Below are 18,759 nucleotides of genomic sequence, written 5' to 3' on the forward strand. Positions count from 1 at the left end.
GTGATTCGCCGAGCGGCGCGCTCCGATATGTTTAAGTACGCCATCGTGCCATACAGTCGTATGTCAGACGATACCGTGAGCCGCCGTGGCTTCCTGAAAGCCGCCGGTGCGGCGACTGTTGTGGCGACTTCGACGGCCGGCTGCACCGACTCAGGGGGAGGCGGCGACGGTGGTGGCGACGAGCTCGTGTACTCACGGGGTGACCACCCACAGAACTACGACCCCCAGCAGACAACCAGCGGGGAAGTGTCGAAAGTCACCAACCAGATCTTCGACACCCTGATCCAGTTCAAACCGGGCACCAGCGGCGAGCTTACGAGCGGCCTCGCCGACGACTGGACGCTCGATGGAACAACCGCCACCCTCACCCTCCGTGAGGACGCCACCTTCCACTCCGGCGCTGACCTCACGGCGACCGACGTGAAGGCGACGATCCGCCGGTTCATCGACGACGAGTACGACTACTACCTGGGGTCGGACCGCTCCGGGTACGCCTCGATCACGTTCGGCGACTGGGTCGACAGCGTCGAGGCAACCGGCGACTACGAGGTCACGATCGACCTCACCCAGCAGTACGCGCCGTTCCTCCGGAACCTCGCGATCTTCGCGGCCGCGATCCTCTCCCGCGACCAGATCGAGAGCCTGGGTGCCGACGCCCAGCCGGAGCTGGGCACCGACCCCGTGGGCACCGGCCCCTTCGAGTTCGACCAACTCGACAACGAAACCCAGCGCGTCCGGCTCACTGCCTTCGACGACTACTGGGGTGGGGCCCCGAGCGTCAGCGCGGTCATCTTCAAAACCACCGGCTCCAACCAGACCCGCGCCCAGGGGCTGATCAACGGTGACGCCCACATCACCGACAACCTCGACGCCCAGTCCATCCAGAAGGTCTCGTCCGCGGACTCGGCGAGCGTCCGGCAGAAAAACGGCATCAACGTCGGCTACATGGCGTTCAACCACGACCGCAAACCGGCGTTCCGCGACCCACTGGTCAAGCGCGCCATCTCCATGGCGATCAACCGCGACGAGATCGTCGATTCGATCTACCAGGGGTTCGCCGCGTCCGCCAACCAGCCCCTTCCGCCGGACGTGTTGGGGCACAACGACGACATCGACTCGTACCCCTACGACCCCCAGCAGGCCGAGTCGATGCTCGCGGACGCCGGCGTCACCGACCTGTCCTTCGAGCTTGCGACGTTCTCGAACCCGCGGGGCTACAACCCCAACCCGATCCAGACCGCGACCCAGGTGAAATCCGACCTCGCCGAGATCGGCGTGGACGTCGAGATCAATCGGTTCTCGCAGTTCAGCGCGTACCTGGAGTACACGTACGACGGCCGCCACGACGCCTGCCTGAGCGGCTGGTACACCGACAACGCCGACCCGGACAACTTCATGTACGTGCTGTTGCATCCCGGCACGGACATCGACGACGTCCCGGCCGACCAGAACTACATCGCCTGGGAGGACAAGAACAACGTCTCGAACGTCTCCGCGTGGGTCGACACCGACTACATGGAGTTCGTCGACAAGGGCCAACGGACCTACGACGACGCCGCCCGCCAGCAGTATTACCATCAGGCCTCACAGATCGCCCACGATCAGGCGCCCTGGGTGTATCTCGACTACGCCGACCTCATTCGCGGCGTCAACGAGGCGGTCGTCGCGGAGTCGTACACGCCGACGTCGGTCGGCGGGCCGTTCCTCGACCGCGTCGAGCTGGCGTGACCGCGCCCCGGGCGGCCGACTGACACACTGACGCCACTCATCTGACACGCTTCATCCATGGCTTCCAAGCGCTTCATCTTGAAACGGCTGCTGTTGCTCGTGCCGGTGTTGTTCGGCGTGGCGACGTTCGTCTTCGTGATCCTGCATTTGGCGTCCGGCGACCCCGCGCGGGTCATCCTGGGGCAGCGCGCCCCCCAACAGCAGGTCATCCAACTCCGCCAGGAGCTCGGGCTGAACGACCCCGTCTACGTCCAGTACGCTCGGTTCCTCGTCGACGCCGCCCAGTTCGACTTCGGACAGTCGTACTCGGTCGCACAGGGCACCGCCGTCCGCAGCGTGCTCGCGGACAAGATCCCGGTCACCCTCGAGCTCGCGCTCTACGGGCAGGCCATCGGCATCCTGCTGGGCATCCCGCTGGGCGTGATCTCGGCGGTCGAACAGGACACGCTCACCGACCATTTCGGTCGCATCGGCGCGCTCTCAGGGATCTCGGTGCCGATCTACTGGTCGGGCCCGCTGTTGATCCTGGCGTTCTCGACGTTCCTGGGAGTGTTCCCGGCGTCCGGACGCATCGAGTCCACGATCTTCCTGGCGGACTCCTGGTCGCTGTTCGGTGTCACGCTCCCGCTGACCGGCATGCTCACCGTTGACACGCTCCTGTTGGGGAACGTCTCGGCGTGGGTGTCGGCGGTCATGCATCTGATCCTGCCGGCGGCGACCATCGGCATCTACTCGATGGCGCTCATCTCCCGGATGATGCGGTCGTCGATGCTGGAAGTCGTGCGCCAGGACTACATGCGGACGGCGCGCGCGAAAGGCCAAGGCTCGAAGATCACGATCATGAAACACGGCTTCCGGAACGCCCTGGTGCCGGTGATCACGGTCATCGGCATCCAATTCGGCAGCCTCCTCGGCGGGGCCGTCCTCACGGAAACCGTCTTCGGGATCGAGGGCATCGGCACGATCCTCGTCAGCGCGATCAACGCCAACGACTACCCGCTCGTCCAGGGCACAGTGTTGACGTTCGCGTTGCTGTTCACGCTCGTGAACCTGCTCGTCGACGTCACGTACAGCTACCTCGACCCCCGCATCCAGCAATAACGACACATGAGCACGAACACCGACCAATCCACGGACGACGGCGCGCTCGCCGACCGGTCGCTGCTCGACCGGCTGCGGTCGTCGCAGTTCCTCTCGAACCTGCTGTCGAATCGGCTCGCAATCATCGGGCTGACGATCATTCTGGGGATGCTCGCCGTCGCGATCATCGCGCGGGTTTCCTACGACCTGAGCGCGCTGCGCGCGTCCAACCTCGGCACCGTCGGGGACCGGTTGGCCCCCGGTTGGGCCGGCTCCGGCGGTGCCACCCAACACCTCTTCGGCACGGACGCCGCCGGCCGCGACATCTTCAAGCGCACGCTCTACGGGGCCTGGATCGCGATCAAGTACGGCACCGTCACGGTCGCGGCGTCGACGTTCTTGGGCGTGGCGCTCGGCATCATCGCGGCGTACTACAGCGACCTCACGGACAACGTCATCATGCGCACGATGGACGTGCTGTTGGCGTTCCCGTCGTTGCTGTTGGCGCTGGCGCTGGTCGCCATCTTCGGTGCCGGCCTCTGGAAGGTCGTCATCGCGTTGACGCTCGTGTACACGCCGCGGTTCGCGCGCGTCGTCAGGGGGGCGGCGCTGAAAGTGCTCGAAGACGAGTACATCGAAGCCACCGAAGCCCTCGGCGCGACCGACGCCCGAGTGCTCGCCAGGCACGTGTTCCCGAACACGCTGGCGCCCGTGACCGTGCAGTCGACGCTGAACTACGGGCTGGCCATCATCGACTTCGCGGCGCTGTCGTTTCTCGGGTTCGGCGCGGCCCCCGGGGTGCCGTCGTGGGGGCTGATGCTCTCGAACGGCGTGACAAACGGCCTCCTGACCGGGAAGTGGTGGATGTCGTTGTTCCCGGGGTTGTTCCTCGCGATCCTCGTGCTCGGATTCAACCTCCTCGGGGACGGCATGCGTGACGCCTTGGACCCCCGGATGCGGGAGGCGGTCGACTGAGATGTCACAAGCGGGCGTCGAGGCGGCGGGCCGCGACTGGGGGCTGTTCGCGCGGGCCGCCGGCTACGGCGCTGTCACGGCGTTCGCGCTGTTCTACGCGCTCCACTTCGGCGTCGGCGTGAGCCCCCGGCAGGCGAGCGGCGTCGCGTTCCCGCTTGCCGCCCTCCCGTTCGCCGTCGGTCTCATGGGGTGGTCGGGCGTGCTGCTGTCCGGGGACGCCGTCGAGGGGTTCTCGCGCGAACTCGGCGTCTCCGACACCTGGACCGCCGAGAGCGGGCGGCAGGCGATGGCGCTGGTGATCGCGTTCGGCGCTGGCGGGATGGTCGGGGCAGCGATCGCGGGCGCGCCCTACGGCGTCTGAGCGGCTACTGACGGACGTTCCGACCGTCGAACGCCGACACCGTGTCGCCGTCCCAGACGGTCGTCCCACGGACCAGCGTCATCGCGGGGAACACGCCGACGTGTCCCTCGAAGGGCGTCCACTCGCAGTTCGAGTGCAGGTCGTCGCCGTGAATCTCCCGTGCATTGTCGGGATCGACAAGCACGAGGTCGGCGTCACGGCCGGCCGCGATGTGGCCCTTCCGCTCCAGGCCGAAGACGTCCGCGGGGTTCGCGGCCGTCACGTCGCGCACACGTTCGTAGCTCAGCTCACCGCGGTGGGCAGCCCCCAACAACAGCGGGAGCGCCGTTTCGACGCCCGGCACACCCGAGGGGGCGTCCCAGATGTCGGCGGCTTTCTCCGCGCGGGTGTGGGGGGCGTGGTCGGTCGCCACCACGTCGATGCGGCCGTCGGCGAGCCGCTCGAACAGCGCCTCGCGGCGGGGGTCGCTTCGCAGCGGCGGGTTCATGCGGCCGAACGTCCCGAGGTCGTCGAGGTCGTCACGGGAGAGGAAGAGGTGGTGGGGGGTCGCCTCGCAGGTCGCGCCGCCGGCCGCCGCGGCGTCCACGCCTTCGGGTGTCGACGTGTGCGCGATGTGGATCGTCGCGCCCGCTTCGGTCCCGACTTCGACCGCGCGCTCGACGGCGGCGGCCTCTGCTTCGGGCGTCCGGTACGCACTCCACGCGTCGGCGTCACTCCGCGACTTCGCCGCGGTGTCGAACCGGTCAGCGTCCTCCGCGTGGACGGTGACGACGACGTCCTCGCTGGCCGCCCGCTGGCAGGCGTCCCGGAACAACGCGGCGTCGATCCCCATGTCGCCCGTGGAGTCCGCGAGGAACACCTCCCCGAGCGCGAACAGCGACCGGTCGAACAGCGACGCCGGATCCCACTCTCCGGTGACCCCGCCGTTGACGCCCCAGTCCACGACGCTGTCGGCGGCGGCGTGGGCCGCCTTCTCGTCGACGGCGTCGCCGGTCACCGTCGGCGGGGCGGTGTTCGGTTGGTCGACGACGGTCGTCACGCCGCCAGCGGCCGCACTCCGCGACCCACTGGCCCACGTCTCCTTGTGCTCGAAGCCCGGCTGCCGGAAGTGCACGTGCGCGTCGATCATCCCCGGCAGCACCCGATAGTCCGCGTTCGCGTCCACGAACAGTTCGCCGTCGAGGGCGGTCCCGACGGCGTCGATGCGCTCGCCGTCCAGTCGGATGTCCCTGACGCGCCCGTCAGCCAGCACTGCGTCCCGGATGACTCGCATACTGTGGACTCGCCGCCGCCCAGCCTAAGTGCTGTGGACTGCGTCGACCGTGGGATCGTGGTCGCCGACGAGCGCGCGCTCGACGGCGTCCCGAGCGTCCGCGGGGTCGCCGCCGGCGGCCCGCACGCTGCCCACCGACTCAGGATCGAACGGCGCGCCGAGCGCGCCGTACACCGCGTCGAGCACGTCCGCGATCACCCGTCGGTCGTCGACCACGAGCACGCCCGACGTGAGCGCCGCGCCCCGGGTGACGCGCTGGGCGACCCCCGCGAGCTTCCCGCAGTCCGCCTGCACGGAGTGATCGCCCGGGCAGAACGACGCCGCCGGCTCGCCCGGCCTGGCTCCCGTCGCCCCGACGGCGTGCAGCGCGTCGATGACATCCCCCACCATCGCGTCGTATCGCGCGTCCAGCCCGGTGCGCATGTCCTCGGCCGGCGTGATGCGCGCGAACGCCAGCGTGGACTCCGTGTACGCCACCGCGCGCCCGCCGACGCTGCGCTCCACGGTGGGGAACTCGCGGTCGCGGGCAGCCGCGACGGCGTCCGCGTAGCCGGCCTCGTTTGCGTCCCGGCGACCGAACGCGACGACGCGGCCGGGCGGCCACACGCGCACCGCCGGCTCGCTGTTGGCCCGCACCCACTCCAGGAGGTCGCGGGTGACGGCGGTGTCGGCGTCTCGTCCGGGTGCGCGCCCTCGAACCACTCGCATGGGGTCGGGTTGGAACCGAACCGAGTAATCCCTCTCGGTTCCAACCACACCCGCATGGTTGTCCTCGACGGCAGCGTGCTCTCGCGGCTGTACCCGCGCGTGTCGCGGTATAACTCCCCGTACCCCGCCCACGACGCCGGCTGCGCCGTGGACCTCTATCCGGACGGCAGCGACGGCCCCGACGGGCGCGCGCTGGCCGCGCCCAGCCCCGTCGCCGGCGCGGTCGTCGACACCCGCACCGTGGCGTGCCCCCAGCGCCCGTACGCCACCGACACCGACCACCTCATCGTCGTCGACACCGGCGCGCATCTCGCGCGCATCCTCCACGTCGAGCCCGCGGTCAGCCCGGGGGACACGATCGCCGTCGGGGAGTCGCTCGGCAGCCTGGTTCGGTCGGGGTTTTTCGCGCCCTGGGTCACCAACCACATCCACCTGGGGTTCCGGGAGCACGGCCAGAACGCCGTTCGCGCCTCGGGGTCGCTGCCGGTCACGCTCGACGTTGCAGTGCGGCCGGCACCCTGGGACGGCACGGCCACGGTTACGGCCGTCGGCGACACGTGGGCGCGCCTCGACGCGCCATCCCATCCGGCACCTGGCGACGGGTACGCCGGCCTGGCAACCGACGGCGGCGGTGTCGTCGACGGCGGCCTCCCCCACTACGAGACCGGCTACGCCACCACCGACGCCGACCCCGTCGCCGTCCTGGGGCGTGCGGTCGGTGACCGGGTCAGCGAGCGCACGGTCGCGTGGCGGGACACCGTCGGTGTGACCGTCGACGACACGGCCGTCCAGGGGCTGTCGCTGTGGCTCGGGCGCGACGAACTCGGGTGTACGGTCGTTGCACCCGGCCACGACCACGCCGTCGGTGACCGCGTCGCCGTCGCCGTGGACACGCACGCAGCCGATACCGAATGAGTTTGGGTGGCAATTCGTGCGGGTGGCCCGCGGGCGTTGTGTATGGACGTCGAAGCCCACGTCGAACTCACCGAGCGCCTCATCGGCGGCGTCGAGATCGTCGCCGCCTACGTGCTCGTGTTCCTGTTCGCCGTCGGCGTCTTCGACCTCGGACTCACCATCGGCGGGCTCATCCTCTCGGGGGCGATCACCAACGCCGGGGAGGTCGTCGCGCTCGTCGACACGGTCCTGTTGCTGTTCATCATCGTGGAAGTGTACCGAACCGTCGTGGCGTACACCCGCGAGCAAAGCGTTCTGCGGATCGTCGTCGCCACCGCCGTGATCGCCGTCACCCGCCGTGTCATCGTGTTCAAACCGGGGGACTTCTCGTCCTCGCGGGCGGCGCTGTCGGTCGCCGTCGGACTCGCGGTGTTGATCGTCGCGTTGGTCGGCGCGCTCTACCTGCTCTCCCCCGAGGAGGGCACCGACGCCGGCGTGCTCTGACGGATTACGCGAACGCGATCGCCGCCCGGTCGGCGACCTCGCCGAACAGCCACTCGGCGTGATCGAGGGTGTACTCCTTGTGTGACGCCTCGATGTAGCCGACGGCGTCGGCCGCCAGGATCGGGCGGTAGTCCCGGACGCCCGCCGAGCCCGCCGTGTGAAGCACGCAGACGTTCGCGAGCGTCCCACAGAACACCAGCTCCGTGATGCCGTGGGCGGTCAGGTAGCCGTCGAGTTCGGTCTCGTAGAACGCGTCGTAGGTGTGTTTCTCGACCACGTGGTCGTCGGCCGCGACCGTGAGCCCGTCGTGTAACTGTGCGTCCCAGGACCCCGCAGTCACGTGTTCGCCCCACCGCTCGAACTCGTCGTAGTGGGTGGTGCGCTCGAACTGTCCCGGCGGATGCACGTCTCTGGTGTATACGATCCGCGCGCCGGCGTCCCGGGCCCGCGACACCAGCGCCGTCACGGCCGCGAGTGCGTCCTCGCTCGCGGGCGCGTGGAGGCTGCCGTCCGGGTGGCAGAACCCGTTTTGCATGTCCACGACGACGACCGCGGTGTGTGCTGGATCGACATCCATGGTCGCGTGTTCGCCGCCCCCGGCCAAGTACCTACACGTCGCGGCGATCCTGTCGACACGCCGCCGGGCCGGGTTTCCTGTTCACCTGAATTTATAGTGATCGACACCGAGGATTAGCCGATGGCACGGCGACTACTCGCTGTCGCAGTGGTGTGCCTCGTGGTGCTGGCCGGCTGCCAGGGTGGCATGTCCGGCGACGCCACGACGGACCCAACAACGACAGCGCCGACTACCGAACAGATGACCGACGCGGCCGGGACCACGACACAACCCGGCGCGAACGCATCGTTTAGCTACGACGACCCCGACGCCGACACGCTCGGCTGGGAGGGCGGCTACTGGTACAACGAATCGATCAGCGTCGACAGATCCGACGGCCTCAACGACTCCGAGCTGCACACCGTCGTGAACCGGTCGATGGCTCGCGTCGAGGTGGTTCGTGGCCTCGAATTCAACCAATCAGTGCCCGTCGACGTGATCTCCCGCGAGGAGTTCGCCAACGACACGGCGGCCTCCTACGAGAACGTCACGCGCAACGGCACCCTCCACCAGAACGTGAAATGGGAGGCGATGTTCATGGTGGGCGAAGACGAGAACGCCATCGACGTGCTCGCGTCGAACCGCGCGGGCTCCGTGCTGGGCTACTACTCCCCCAGCGAGGACCGCATCGCGATCGTCTCCGAGGACACCGAGTCCCCGCAGATGGACGAGATCACGCTCTCACAGGAGCTGTTCCACGGCCTGCAAACCCACCGGTTCAACACCTCCGAGTTGAACCAGTCCACGCAGGAACTGCACAACGCCAAAGACGGCATCATCGAGGGCGACGGCAACTACGTCGACCACCGCTACCAGCAGCGCTGTGAGCGCGACTGGGACTGCCTGCGGCCGACCGACTCCGAGTCGCCGTCCGGCAGCGACCGCCACACCGGCATCGCGCTGACGCGGCTCCAGCCGTACAGCGACGGCCCCGTGTTCGTCGAGCAACTCTACGAGTCCGGCGGCTGGGACGCGGTCAACGACGTCTACGAGAACCCGCCGGCGAGCACCGAGCAGACCATCCACCCCGACCGCTACGGCGTCGACGAGCCGACGCCGGTGTCGGTTGCCGACACGTCCACTGACGCGTGGACGGTGCCCGAGATGGGCAACGACAGCGTCGACTTCGCGTCGTTCGGCGAGGCCGGCCTGTTCACGATGCTGTGGTATCCGAGCTACGTCGAAACGCAGGCCACCGGTCAGCCGGCAGACGTGGTCATCCCGACGGCCCACCTGCTGGCGCCCGCACGGAACAACGACACACTCGACCTCTACAACTACAGCCACCCGTACACCGACGGCTGGGACGGCGACAAACTCGTCCCGTACGCGGCCAGTGACTCGCTGAACACCAGCGAGACCGCGTACGTGTGGGCGTCCACGTGGGATTCGGCCAGTGACGCCACGGAGTTCGCCGACGCCTACCGGGAGCTCCTCCAGTACCACGGTGCCGAACGGGTCTCCGACGCCGGCCCGAACGTCTGGCGCATCCCCGACGACAGTGACAGCGGCTACGCCGACGCGTTCCGCGTCACTACCACCGAGGGTCGCGTCACCATCGTCAACGCCCCGACCGTCGACCAACTGGACGCCGTTCACGATTCGTCGTAGTCGGACGGCTCCGGATTGCGGACTGCTTTTTCGCCGTTGTGGGAGTGCCAGCGCAACTGGCTTCGAGGGGAGGGTTTTTCGCCCGGGCGGTTGAACGCGAGTGTATGCTGCACTCGTGGAGGGTTGCGCCGTGACCTTCGACATCGTGGGCGCTGACGCCATCAAGCGCGGCCGGGCGACCGACGCGTACTTCGACCGCACGCTTGAGGCATTGGAGCACGCCGACCGCAACCCCCAGGTGGTCGCAGAGGTCACCGCGGACCAGTTCCCCACCGGGGAGTTCGAAGTACTGGCCGGCCTGCAGGACGCCGCCGAGCTGCTCGCAGACGTCCCCGTCGACGTGCACGCGCTGCCGGAGGGCACCCTCTTCGATGGCGGGCCGGTGATGCGCATCACCGGCCCCTATCAGTCGTTCGCGCGCTACGAAACGGCGCTTTTGGGGTTCCTGTCCCACGCCTCCGGGATGGCGACCGCGGCGCTTGCGGCGCGCCGAGCCGCGCCCGACAGCCACCTGTTGAGCTTCGGCGCGCGCCACGTCCACCCGTCGATCGCCGCGGTCGTCGAGCGCGCCGCCCTCATCGGCGGGTTCGACGGCTTTTCACACGTCGCCGCCGGTGACGTCCTCGACCGGGAGCCCGGCGGCACCATGCCACACGCGCTGGTGATCTGTTTCGGTCGCGGCAACCAGGAGGCCGCGTGGCGGGCGTTCACCGACGGCGTCGGGGACGACGTCCCGCGGATCGCGCTGTGTGACACGTACAGCGACGAGAAAGACGAGGTGTTGCGTGCGGTCGACGAACTCGGCGACGACCTCGATGCGGTTCGCCTCGACACCACGTCCTCGCGGCGCGGGGATTTCCGCCACATCGCGCGGGAGGTCCAGTGGGCGCTCGACGCCGGCGGGAACAGCGACGTGTCGGTGTTCGTCTCCGGCGGCTTGACACCCACTGACCTCCGCGGCCTCCGGGATGTCGTCGACGGGTTCGGCGTCGGCGGGTTCGTCTCGAACGCCACGCCCGTGGACTTCGGGTTGGATATCGTCGAGGTCGCGGGCGAACCCGCCGCCAAGCGCGGGAAGCTCTCGGGCACGAAGGCAGTGTACCGAACCCCCGACGGCGGCCACCACGTCGCGCTGGCGAGCCAGCCGGCCCCCGCGGACGCAACCGCGTTGCTGGAGCCGCTGCTGGTGGACGGAACGGTCAGCATGGCGTTCGACATCGATGACGCCGCGGCGCGCGCGCGTCAGGACGCCCGTGCCGTCTCGTTCAGGCAGTAAGTTCTTCGACGGGGTCGTCCTCGTCGCCGGTCTCTCGGAACACCTGGCCTTCGAAGAGTGTCACCATCACGTCCTCGTCCTGCCACGCGCCGTCCGGGAGGTTCGCCTTCCGGCACGTGCGGTCGAGGTATTCGAACACGCTCCAGTCGTTCTCGACGGGGAGCGTGGGGTACATCCAGCCGTGTTGGCCGTCGCCGTCGATGGCGACGCCGTGGACGCCGAGCTCGATGTCCTCGATCGGGTCGTCAGTCAGTACGAGATTCGAAACCGTGCAGACGGAGACACGGATGTTCGGCAGTTCGGCGTCTTCGACCTCGGAGCCACAGGACGCCTCCGACGCCGCCTCGATGGCGGCCTCGACGATCGCGTGCCCGAGTTGCTGGTCGTGGTTGCCGAGTTCATGGATGGAGCCGTGAGCGCCCGCACAGCCGCGCAGTCGACCCCGGCCCCTGGTGGATTCGAGGCGCACGAACGCGCTGGTGCGGTTGTAGAATGCGTCTCGCATGCTCCCTGGCTGTTCCCGTTGGCCGTTCTGGACGAACGCTTCCACGGACTCCCGCGCGAGCTCGACCGTTCGAGCGCCGTCTTCGAAGGAAAGGATTACTGACTGGCCTTGGCCCATACGAAGCCTATTACGCCAACCACGGACTTCAAGCCTTCCCTTGGTACTCAAAACCGTGAACAATTCCTATCTGGTATCTGTTACTTCTTGACGGAGTAAATATCCGACGACTGGAGAAGGGTGGTCGACGTTTGATCCCGATACTGTTTTCTTCCAGTTCATTCTTCCTTCATATTTTTTGACGTGGTTGCGCCAGCCGTCCGGCTCACGGAACCGAACTGCTTAACGACACACCGCTCATACACTGACTGGGCAGAGGGAGCCCGGCTCCCGTGCCGTGAGGCATGAGGAAAGTCCCCCCACCCGTTCGGGCACGCGGCCGGACACACGTCCGGGGCGGGAGACCGCCGGCACTGGAACAGACACGACACGTCCCTCCCACACCGATGAGGCGCGCGACCCACCCCGAAAGGGACGGCAGTTAACCCGCCGAGGGCGTGGCCGCCACACCGGCGGCCACGGACCGGTGATCGACACCCCAATGGGAGGGGAGCGATGGAACGGCCAACCCCCGCCGGTGCAAGTCCACGCGCGCATGGTAGCCCGAACCACCCGAAAGGGGCCGCGTGGACGCTCAGCCGAATGCCGGGCCGAACAGAAGGGGGCTTACTCCCCTCAGCTCGTATCTCTTACAGTGGCGAGCCACCGGCTCGCCGTCGTAAAACCTACGCCAAAAACCGCGACGGCGACCGGCCACGCACGCTCGCGGTACTGCGGACAGGCCGGCTCCCCGCTGTGGTCCGGTAAGCCTGCCTCACTCGCTGAATCCGTCCTCCCAGCGGAAGGTCCCGTTTCGCTGGACGATCTCGCCGTCGACTTCCATGTACGAGTCTTCGCTCACGTCGGTAATCATGTCCACGTGGACCGCGGACTCGTTGGCCTCGTCCTCGCTGCCAGCAGGGAAATTCGACTCGTAGGCGCGACCCAGCGCCAGGTGAATGGTGTCCCCCATCTTCTCGTCGAAGAGGATGGAGTCGGTGAACTGATCGATGCCGCGGTTCATGCCGATGCCGAGTTCGCCCAGGCGCTTCGCGCCCGCGTCGGTCTCCAGGATCTCGCCGACGACGCCCTCGTTTTGGGCGGCCGCGTAGTCGACGACCTCGCCGTCCTCGAACGTGAGGTGGACGCCCTGCACGCGCTCACCGCGGAGCGTCATCGGCACGTCGAAGTGCACCTCCCCCTCGGTCGCCGTCGGCGCGGTGAACACCTCTCCGGACGGCAGGTTGTGCGAATCGTAGGCGACCGACGCCGCGGAGTTCACGGCCTGCCGCCCCGCGATGCGCATGGTGAGGTCGGTGTCCTCGGTCACGAGCCGGACCTCACTGCCCTCGTCGAGGATCGTCTTCATGTTCGCCATCCGGTCGGCGAGCGCCTCCCAATCGCGCAACACGGCGTCGTACACGAACTCCTGGTACGCCGCAAACGACATGTTCGCCTGCTGGGCCAGCGACCGCGTCGGGTGGACGGTCTTCACCCAGTCGGTGTCCATCCGGGCCTCGCGGATCTCACCGTGGGCCGTGTTGTAGGCCTCCCGGGTCGTGGCGGGCACGTCGGCCGCTGCGCTGGTGTTGCGCCCGCCGCCGATGAACAGACAGACGTCGGCGTGCTCCACGAGCGCGCGCTCGTGAGCGGGGTCCGCGTCGAAGTCCCCCTCGTGGCCCAACTGGTAGGCGCGATCGATCTCGCCGGAGGCGTACGTCGTGACGAGGTTCGCGCCGCGCTCGCCGACCCGCTCGGCGACCGCAACGGCGAGCTCGTGGGCGTCCGGACCGACGCTCAACACGACGTTGTCGCCGGCCTCGATGCGCGCGCTCCAGTCGACCAGTACCTCGGCGTGTTCCTCGACGCGGGGGTCCATACTCGCAGTCCGTCGGCCACCAGAAAAAGCGGTCGGGTTCCGGGCGATGGCGGTGGTTACTCGTAGATAATGACGGTGCCGAACGACGCCTCGATGACGGTCACTTCCTCGCCCGAGGACGCTCGATACTCCTCGGTGACGGTCAGCCAGTCGGCGTCCAGGTCGAAGGACTCGCCGTCGGCCTCGACGGTGACGGTGTCACCGGAATGGATCTGCGCCTGGATCGCCGCCGGGTCGGCCGCCGCGATGGCTTCCATGACGGTGCCGGCGTCGCTGCGGAACTCCGGGCCGATCTCCGAGTCGTCGCCGTCGACGTCGACGGGCACGAGTTCGACGCCCGGCCGCCCATCGATCAGTCGGATCGGGGCGTTGACCGTCTCGCTGAGGTCGTAGGTGTCCAGCCTGGCGGCGTCGTCGTCGCTGTCGTCGAAGTACAGCTCCACGCGGTCGAGGTCCGCGTTCAACGGCATCCCCTGGTCGGATTTCCAGGCGCGGATCTCGCGGGCGACCTCCGCGATGCGTTTGCCCGCCAGCTCGGCGTCGGCGTCGCGGTACTCGACGCTCGGGAACGTCGCGGCGTGCACGCTGCCCTCGGTGCCCGGCAGCGACTGCCAGATCTCCTCGGTGGCGTGCGGGCTGAACGGCGCGAGCAGTCGCGTGACCGCCGTCACCGCCGTGTACAGCGTGTGCTCGGCGGCGGCGCGCTCACCCGGGCGGCCGTTGTACAGCCGCCCCTTCACGAGCTCGACGTAGTCGTCGGCGAGGTCCTCCCAAGCGAACTCCCGGAGGCTGCGCAGCGCCCGGTCGAAGCGGTACTCGCTCATGGCTTCGTCGACGTCCTCGCAGACCGTCGACAGCTCCGAGAGCAGCCAGCGGTCGGCGTCCCGGTAGGCCGGGTCCTGGATGGCGGGCGTGTCCTCGTCGAAATGCCCCGTCGAGAACTTCGTGATGTTCCAGAGCTTCGTCAGGAACCGGGAGGCGGATTTGACCTCCTTCCACTGGAACTGCACGTCGCTTCCCGGGCGGCCCCCGAGCGCCAGCGCCTGTCGCACGGCGTCCGCGGAGTACTCCGCGATCGCCTCGTCGGGCTGCACGAAGTTCCCCCGTGACTTCGACATCTTGTTGCCGTCCTCGCCGAACACCATGCCGTTGACGAGCACGTCGTCCCAGGGCTGTTCGTCGGTGAGCGCGCCCGTCCGCAGCAGCGTGTAGAACGCCCACGTGCGAATGATGTCGTGGCCCTGTGGTCGGAGATCAACCGATTCGAACTCGTCGAGGGTGGTCCCCTCGGGCCACCCCGACAGGTGTAGGGGCGTGATCGAGGAGTCCATCCACGTGTCCATCACGTCCGTCTCACCGGCCCAGTCGTCACCGCCACACTCCGGGCAGGCCTCGACAGCCGGATCGTCCTCGGTGGGGTCGACGGGTGCCTGTTCGCGGCCGGCGATCTCCCAGTGGCCACACTCGTTGCACTCCCACGCCGGGATCGGGGTGGCGAAGACCCGCTGCCGGGAGATCACCCAGTCCCAGTCCATGCCCTCGGTCCACTCCACGAGCCGCTCGTGCATGTGCTCGGGCACCCACTCCGCGTCCGCCGCGGCGTCCAGGATGCGGTCCTGGTCGACCTCCACGAACCACTGTTCTTTCGAGAGGATCTCGATGGCGGTGTCACAGCGCCAGCAGGACCCGACGCTCTGCTCGGTGGGTTCCGTGTCGTTGAGATACCCCTGGTCGTCGAGTTCCTCGGCGACCTGGGTTTTCGCGTCGTCGATGGCGAGCCCGGCGAACTCCCCGGCGGCCTCGTTCAGGTGTCCGTCCTCGGTGAACACCGTGCGGAGGTCGAGGTCGTGGTCCATCCACCACTCGACGTCCTGTTTGTCCCCGAACGTACAGACCATGACCGCGCCCGATCCGAAGTCAGCATCGACGTCGTCGTCGGCGAGCAGTTCGACGTCCTGGCCGAACAGCGGCACCTCGAAGGTGTCCCCGATGCGGTCGGCGTAGCGGTCGTCGTCGGGGCTGACGACGATCCCGACGCAGGCCGCCAGCAGCTCGGGGCGGGTCGTCGCGATCTCGATGTCGCCGTTGTCCACGCCGTCGAACGTGACGTAATGCAGCGTTCCCTCGCGGTCGATGTTCTCGACTTCCGCGTCGGCGATGGCGGTCTCACAGCGCGGACACCAGTTCACCGGATGTTCGTCGCGGTAGACCATGCCGGCGTCGGCCATCTCCGAGAACGACTCCTGGGTTTTCCCCCAGTACTCGGGGTCCATCGTCCGGTACTCGGAGTCCCAGTCCTGGGAGAACCCGAGTTCCTGCATCGTCGCTTTCATCTCGTCGATGCGGTCCTCGGTCCAGTCGATACACATCTCCCGGAACTCGTCGCTGGGGACGTCCGTGCGGTGGATGTCGTTGACTTCCTCGACTTTCACCTCCGTGGGGAGGCCGTGGCAGTCCCATCCCTGCGGGAACAGCACGGCGTCGCCTTTCAGGCGGCGGTATCGGGCGACGAAGTCGATGTACGACCACCCGAGCGCGTGCCCGAGGTGGAGGTTCCCCGAGGGGTACGGCGGCGGCGTGTCGATGACGTATTGGGTGTCCGACTTGCTGGGGTCGAACCGATACACGTCGCGTTCCTGCCACTCGTCTTGCCACTTCGGTTCGATGCTGTTGGGGTCGTAGCTGTCCGGAAGCTCTGTCATGGGTACCTAGCGGGGCGTCGGTCGCGCTGCTGGCCGGTGTGTCGGGTTCGCGGCCCGAGAAATCGATTTACACACGTACTACGGTGGAACCGACGCGCATACCTCCGAAGTGCGGTGGCGCGGTGATAAACCTTCCCGTCCGTGTGCGGTTCGCCGACGGATTCGGGCGGTTGGGCTGTTGGCAGCGGTGTCTGCCGACGCTGCGCGCAGCGTTTGTGTGCGCGCTCGTGTCCCCGTTCGAAAAATCGACGCGCTTTTGTATTTTAGGTGGGCCAAAACCAATATGCAACGACGAGCGTTCCTCAAAGCGGGCAGTGCCGCAACGCTTGCGGGTCTCCTCGCGGGCTGTTCGAGCCCGGATTCCGACGCCGAATCCACGTCCACGGCAGCCGACTCCGCCACGGCCACCGCCGACGAAACGACCGCCGGCTCCGGGTCGTACTCCGTCTCGATGGAGCCGGTCGGCGACGTCGAGTTCGACGCCGTCCCCGACACGGTCGCCGTCTACGAGTCCGGCTACGCCGACATGGTGGTCGCGCTCGGACACGGGGACGCCCTCACAGCCGTCGGCAACAGCGACCGCTTCCACACCGACGCCTACGACGCCCTCGACGGCGTCAGCGTCGACACGTCCGCGCTCGTCGATCTCGTCGACGCCGGCGTCACCCGTGAGACGCTGCTCGACCTCGATCCGGACGTCTACCTCATGGATCCGAACTGGCTCACGAGCACCTTCGAGTTGGACCGCGGGGACATCGACTTCCTCACCCAACGGTCCGCACCGTTCCTCGGAAACACCATCTTCCGGCGCACCGACGCCTGGCACGACTACGACTACTACTCGCTGTACGAGGCCTTCGAGACGGTTGCGGAACTCTTCGACGAAACCGACCGGTTCGACGCCTTCCAGTCGTTCCACGACAGCGCGCTTGACCGCCTCGAAACCGCCCTCCCGAGCGAGGGGCCACGCGGCGCGCTCGTCTGGGGCGGCTCCAACGAACCGACCTCGTTCTCGCCGTACCTCCTCAGCGGCGCTGGTACCAACAAAAAGCCGTTTCACGACCTCAACGTCCGTGACGCCATCGCCGACTCCGGCATCGACGCGCTCTCGCAGAGCCAGCGCTCGGAGATCGACGCCGAAACGCTGCTCAACGTCGACCCTGACGTGTTGTTCGTGCGCGGCCACGAGGACAAGACCGCAGCCGAGTTCCAGGACACCGTCGTCTCGTTCCTGCAGAACCACGACACCGCGGGCCGCATCACCGCCGTCGAGAACGGCGACGTCTACCGCGGCGGCCCCATCTACCTCGGCCCCATCCAGCACCTGTTCCTCACGGAACGCCTCGCGACCGCCCTCTACGACCAGGTCACCACCACACTGTTCGACCGCACCGAACTCGCGTCGATAATCACCGACTAGCACCACGATGTCACGCCAGTCCCGCACGCGAACCGGCCTCCGTCCCAGCTTCGACGGGGCCCTCGCCGGCATCGCCGTCGCCAGCACGGCCGCCGTCGTGCTGGGCGCGCTCGTGCAAGTCCGCTACGGCGGCTACCAGATGCCGCTGGAAACGGTGTGGCGGGCGCTGTTCGACCGCGCCGTCTGGACGAACCCCGACGTGCTCGCAACCATCCTGCTCGGCGACGGCCACGCGGAACTCCTCGGCGTCTACCACGACACCGCAGTGCTCTCGGACGCGACCGCCGTCGTCTGGACCCAGCGCCTCCCGCGAGTCGTCGTCGCCGTCTTCGTCGGCGCGAACCTCGCCGTCGCCGGCGCGATCTTCCAGGCCATCACCCGCAACGAGCTCGCCAGCCCCTACATCCTCGGCGTCTCGTCGGGTGCCGGGTTCGCCGTCGTCATCACGATCGTGTTCTCGCTTGGCACCTCCCTCCTGCCGGTCGCGGCAGCCCTCGGCGGCACGGGCGCGTTCCTCCTCGTATACGCCGTCGCCTGGCGCGGTGGCACCACGCCCGTCCGGCTGGTGCTTGCCGGCGTCGTCGTCGGCACCGTCTTCAACAGCCTCCAGACCGGCGTCTTCTACTTCATCGACTCCAACGGCGCGATGCGCACCGCCGTCTCCTGGCTGGCCGGCACCCTCACGGGCGTCGGCTGGACGGACGTCGAATTGATCGTCGTTCCCACGCTGCTCGTGGTGCCGGTCGCGCTCACCGCGGCCCGCCATCTCGACGTGCTGTTGCTCGGGGAGCGCCGCGCCCGCGCGCTCGGCATGCGTGTCGAAACCATCCGGTTCGGGCTGTCGGTACTCGCCATCCTCGCGACAGCCGCCGCCGTCTCCGTCGCCGGGCTCGTCGGGTTCGTCGGGCTCGTGGTGCCACACGCCGTCAGGACCGTCGTCGGCAGCGACTACCGCCGGCTGCTGGTGGGCTGTCTGTTCGCCGGCCCCGCGCTCGTCGTCGTCGCGGACGTGATCGCGCGCCTGGGCCTCGGCGGCGTCCAGGTCCCCGTCGGCGTCGTCACCGGGCTCGTCGGCGGCCCGTACTTCCTGCTTTTGCTCCGCCGCACCGAATCATTCAACGAGTTCTAACC

At 68.0% G+C, this 18,759-nt stretch carries 16 protein-coding genes and 1 other RNA gene; 11 read left to right on the forward strand and 6 right to left on the reverse strand.

The window, feature by feature from the left end; translation table 11 throughout:
* Nucleotides 1-60: 60 nt before the first annotated feature.
* Genes APQ99_RS04280 through APQ99_RS04295 form a run of 4 tightly spaced genes read left to right on the forward strand, consistent with a single transcriptional unit; the run spans nt 61 to nt 4,144 of the window.
* Complete coding sequence (locus APQ99_RS04280; protein ID WP_136360951.1) at nt 61-1,728, forward strand: ABC transporter substrate-binding protein; 1,668 nt, start codon at nt 61-63, stop codon at nt 1,726-1,728.
* Nucleotides 1,729-1,785: 57 nt separating this feature from the next.
* Entirely contained in the window at nt 1,786-2,829 is a 1,044-nt protein-coding gene (locus APQ99_RS04285) for an ABC transporter permease (RefSeq protein WP_010903891.1), read from the forward strand.
* A 6-nt stretch (nt 2,830-2,835) separates the two neighbouring features.
* On the forward strand, nt 2,836-3,783 hold the full coding sequence (locus tag APQ99_RS04290) for an ABC transporter permease (RefSeq protein WP_136360952.1): 948 nt from the start codon (nt 2,836-2,838) through the stop codon (nt 3,781-3,783).
* 1 nt (nt 3,784) lies between these two features.
* Nucleotides 3,785-4,144: a DUF7268 family protein gene (locus APQ99_RS04295; RefSeq protein WP_136360953.1), complete on the forward strand. Its 360-nt coding sequence runs from the start codon at nt 3,785-3,787 to the stop codon at nt 4,142-4,144.
* 4 nt (nt 4,145-4,148) lie between these two features.
* Here the strand turns inward: APQ99_RS04295 and APQ99_RS04300 are convergent, their stop codons facing one another.
* Together APQ99_RS04300 and APQ99_RS04305 are read right to left on the reverse strand one after the other, a co-directional pair.
* Nucleotides 4,149-5,417 carry a dihydroorotase gene (locus APQ99_RS04300; protein ID WP_136360954.1) on the reverse strand — a complete coding sequence of 423 codons (1,269 nt, stop codon included), beginning with the start codon at nt 5,415-5,417 and terminating at the stop codon, nt 4,149-4,151.
* Between the two features lie 24 nt (nt 5,418-5,441).
* Nucleotides 5,442-6,125: a lipoate--protein ligase family protein gene (locus APQ99_RS04305; protein WP_136360955.1), complete on the reverse strand. Its 684-nt coding sequence runs from the start codon at nt 6,123-6,125 to the stop codon at nt 5,442-5,444.
* Between the two features lie 54 nt (nt 6,126-6,179).
* Between APQ99_RS04305 and APQ99_RS04310 the strand changes: the two genes are divergently transcribed.
* Both APQ99_RS04310 and APQ99_RS04315 read left to right on the forward strand, forming a co-directional pair.
* Nucleotides 6,180-7,040 (forward strand): hypothetical protein, encoded by an 861-nt coding sequence (locus tag APQ99_RS04310; RefSeq protein ID WP_136360956.1) that lies wholly within the window; start codon nt 6,180-6,182, stop codon nt 7,038-7,040.
* A gap of 42 nt (nt 7,041-7,082) precedes the next feature.
* On the forward strand, nt 7,083-7,523 hold the full coding sequence (locus APQ99_RS04315; protein ID WP_136360957.1) for a phosphate-starvation-inducible PsiE family protein: 441 nt from the start codon (nt 7,083-7,085) through the stop codon (nt 7,521-7,523).
* Between the two features lie 4 nt (nt 7,524-7,527).
* On the opposite strand, the gene APQ99_RS04320 is transcribed toward APQ99_RS04315, so the two are convergent.
* Nucleotides 7,528-8,100, reverse strand: a complete 573-nt coding sequence (locus APQ99_RS04320) for a cysteine hydrolase family protein (RefSeq protein WP_136360958.1) — start codon at nt 8,098-8,100, stop codon at nt 7,528-7,530.
* Nucleotides 8,101-8,220: 120 nt separating this feature from the next.
* Between APQ99_RS04320 and APQ99_RS04325 the strand changes: the two genes are divergently transcribed.
* Together APQ99_RS04325 and APQ99_RS04330 are read left to right on the forward strand one after the other, a co-directional pair.
* Nucleotides 8,221-9,750 carry an Hvo_1808 family surface protein gene (locus APQ99_RS04325; protein ID WP_136360959.1) on the forward strand — a complete coding sequence of 510 codons (1,530 nt, stop codon included), beginning with the start codon at nt 8,221-8,223 and terminating at the stop codon, nt 9,748-9,750.
* Nucleotides 9,751-9,880: 130 nt separating this feature from the next.
* Nucleotides 9,881-11,026, forward strand: a complete 1,146-nt coding sequence (locus APQ99_RS04330; RefSeq protein WP_136360960.1) for a nicotinate phosphoribosyltransferase — start codon at nt 9,881-9,883, stop codon at nt 11,024-11,026.
* On the opposite strand, the gene APQ99_RS04335 is transcribed toward APQ99_RS04330, so the two are convergent.
* Nucleotides 11,016-11,648: a TIGR00296 family protein gene (locus tag APQ99_RS04335; protein ID WP_010903901.1), complete on the reverse strand. Its 633-nt coding sequence runs from the start codon at nt 11,646-11,648 to the stop codon at nt 11,016-11,018. The genes APQ99_RS04330 and APQ99_RS04335 overlap by 11 nt on opposite strands.
* Nucleotides 11,649-11,899: 251 nt before the next feature.
* On the opposite strand from APQ99_RS04335, the gene rnpB reads away from it, so the two are divergent.
* Nucleotides 11,900-12,269: RNase P RNA component (rnpB, locus tag APQ99_RS04340), an RNA gene on the forward strand.
* Nucleotides 12,270-12,402: 133 nt separating this feature from the next.
* Here the strand turns inward: rnpB and APQ99_RS04345 are convergent.
* Both APQ99_RS04345 and APQ99_RS04350 read right to left on the reverse strand, forming a co-directional pair.
* Entirely contained in the window at nt 12,403-13,506 is a 1,104-nt protein-coding gene (locus tag APQ99_RS04345; protein WP_136360961.1) for an aminopeptidase, read from the reverse strand.
* 56 nt (nt 13,507-13,562) lie between these two features.
* Nucleotides 13,563-16,208, reverse strand: a complete 2,646-nt coding sequence (locus APQ99_RS04350; RefSeq protein WP_136360962.1) for a valine--tRNA ligase — start codon at nt 16,206-16,208, stop codon at nt 13,563-13,565.
* A 283-nt stretch (nt 16,209-16,491) separates the two neighbouring features.
* Between APQ99_RS04350 and APQ99_RS04355 the strand changes: the two genes are divergently transcribed.
* Together APQ99_RS04355 and APQ99_RS04360 are read left to right on the forward strand one after the other, a co-directional pair.
* The gene (locus tag APQ99_RS04355) at nt 16,492-17,628 is read left to right on the forward strand and encodes an ABC transporter substrate-binding protein (protein WP_136360963.1); all 1,137 of its coding nucleotides are present in this window, start codon (nt 16,492-16,494) and stop codon (nt 17,626-17,628) included.
* Between the two features lie 7 nt (nt 17,629-17,635).
* On the forward strand, nt 17,636-18,757 hold the full coding sequence (locus APQ99_RS04360; protein WP_136360964.1) for a FecCD family ABC transporter permease: 1,122 nt from the start codon (nt 17,636-17,638) through the stop codon (nt 18,755-18,757).
* Nucleotides 18,758-18,759: the final 2 nt, after the last annotated feature.

The sequence above is a fragment of the Halobacterium salinarum DSM 3754 genome, from assembly GCF_008124605.1.
GTDB classification, from domain to species: Archaea; Halobacteriota; Halobacteria; order Halobacteriales; family Halobacteriaceae; genus Halobacterium; species Halobacterium salinarum.

Excerpts from the sequence above, each read along its gene's own strand:
- APQ99_RS04280 (WP_136360951.1), top strand. The coding sequence starts at position 61 with ATGTCAGACGATACCGTGAGCCGCCGTGGCTTCCTGAAAGCCGCCGGT.
- APQ99_RS04285 (WP_010903891.1), top strand. The coding sequence starts at position 1,786 with ATGGCTTCCAAGCGCTTCATCTTGAAACGGCTGCTGTTGCTCGTGCCG.
- APQ99_RS04290 (WP_136360952.1), top strand. The coding sequence starts at position 2,836 with ATGAGCACGAACACCGACCAATCCACGGACGACGGCGCGCTCGCCGAC.
- APQ99_RS04295 (WP_136360953.1), top strand. The coding sequence starts at position 3,785 with ATGTCACAAGCGGGCGTCGAGGCGGCGGGCCGCGACTGGGGGCTGTTC.
- APQ99_RS04300 (WP_136360954.1), bottom strand. The coding sequence starts at position 5,417 with ATGCGAGTCATCCGGGACGCAGTGCTGGCTGACGGGCGCGTCAGGGAC.
- APQ99_RS04305 (WP_136360955.1), bottom strand. The coding sequence starts at position 6,125 with ATGCGAGTGGTTCGAGGGCGCGCACCCGGACGAGACGCCGACACCGCC.
- APQ99_RS04310 (WP_136360956.1), top strand. The coding sequence starts at position 6,180 with ATGGTTGTCCTCGACGGCAGCGTGCTCTCGCGGCTGTACCCGCGCGTG.
- APQ99_RS04315 (WP_136360957.1), top strand. The coding sequence starts at position 7,083 with ATGGACGTCGAAGCCCACGTCGAACTCACCGAGCGCCTCATCGGCGGC.
- APQ99_RS04320 (WP_136360958.1), bottom strand. The coding sequence starts at position 8,100 with ATGGATGTCGATCCAGCACACACCGCGGTCGTCGTCGTGGACATGCAA.
- APQ99_RS04325 (WP_136360959.1), top strand. The coding sequence starts at position 8,221 with ATGGCACGGCGACTACTCGCTGTCGCAGTGGTGTGCCTCGTGGTGCTG.
- APQ99_RS04335 (WP_010903901.1), bottom strand. The coding sequence starts at position 11,648 with ATGGGCCAAGGCCAGTCAGTAATCCTTTCCTTCGAAGACGGCGCTCGA.
- APQ99_RS04345 (WP_136360961.1), bottom strand. The coding sequence starts at position 13,506 with ATGGACCCCCGCGTCGAGGAACACGCCGAGGTACTGGTCGACTGGAGC.
- APQ99_RS04350 (WP_136360962.1), bottom strand. The coding sequence starts at position 16,208 with ATGACAGAGCTTCCGGACAGCTACGACCCCAACAGCATCGAACCGAAG.
- APQ99_RS04355 (WP_136360963.1), top strand. The coding sequence starts at position 16,492 with ATGCAACGACGAGCGTTCCTCAAAGCGGGCAGTGCCGCAACGCTTGCG.
- APQ99_RS04360 (WP_136360964.1), top strand. The coding sequence starts at position 17,636 with ATGTCACGCCAGTCCCGCACGCGAACCGGCCTCCGTCCCAGCTTCGAC.